Raw genomic sequence first — 390 nt, 5'->3', positions numbered from 1 at the left:
ACGAGCCGTCAGCGCCCTTATACGAGCCGGTCCCGGAGCCCGTCACGACCGGGACCTGTTGCGTCACCGCGAAGTTGCCGGAGCAGGTCGCCGGGTCGGTCGGGAACCGGCTGGCCATCGCGGCGACGAAGGCCTTGTCGATCGAGGCGATGTCGAGGCGGAACGTGCCGTGCGTCAGCTTCAGCTCCAGCTGGCTGTTGTGCTCGGGGTTGACCGTGCCGTCCGGGTTGACGCTGACGGCCTGGCCGTAGTCGGCGACCGCGCCGGTGACGATCACCTGCTGGGTGGGGCCGTCGTCGGGGCTGTAGGCGGTGAGGTGGGCGGCGCTGGCCGGTGCCGAGGCGGGCTTCGCCGAGGCGCTGGCGGCCGAGCAGCCGAGGATGGTCAGGC

The 390-nt window shown here is 71.8% G+C and carries 1 protein-coding gene; it reads right to left on the bottom strand.

Going from position 1 to position 390, the window contains the following annotated elements; translation table 11 throughout:
* A partial coding sequence (locus tag GWK61_RS55540; protein ID WP_194922412.1) for a hypothetical protein occupies positions 1-390 on the bottom strand: 390 nt, incomplete at both ends.

Origin of the sequence: Catenulispora rubra (assembly GCF_015356825.1) — a bacterium.
GTDB classification, from domain to species: Bacteria; Actinomycetota; Actinomycetes; order Streptomycetales; family Catenulisporaceae; genus Catenulispora; species Catenulispora rubra.
Note: the sequence above shows the minus strand (reverse complement) of the source record. Positions and strands in the feature narration are given on the sequence as shown.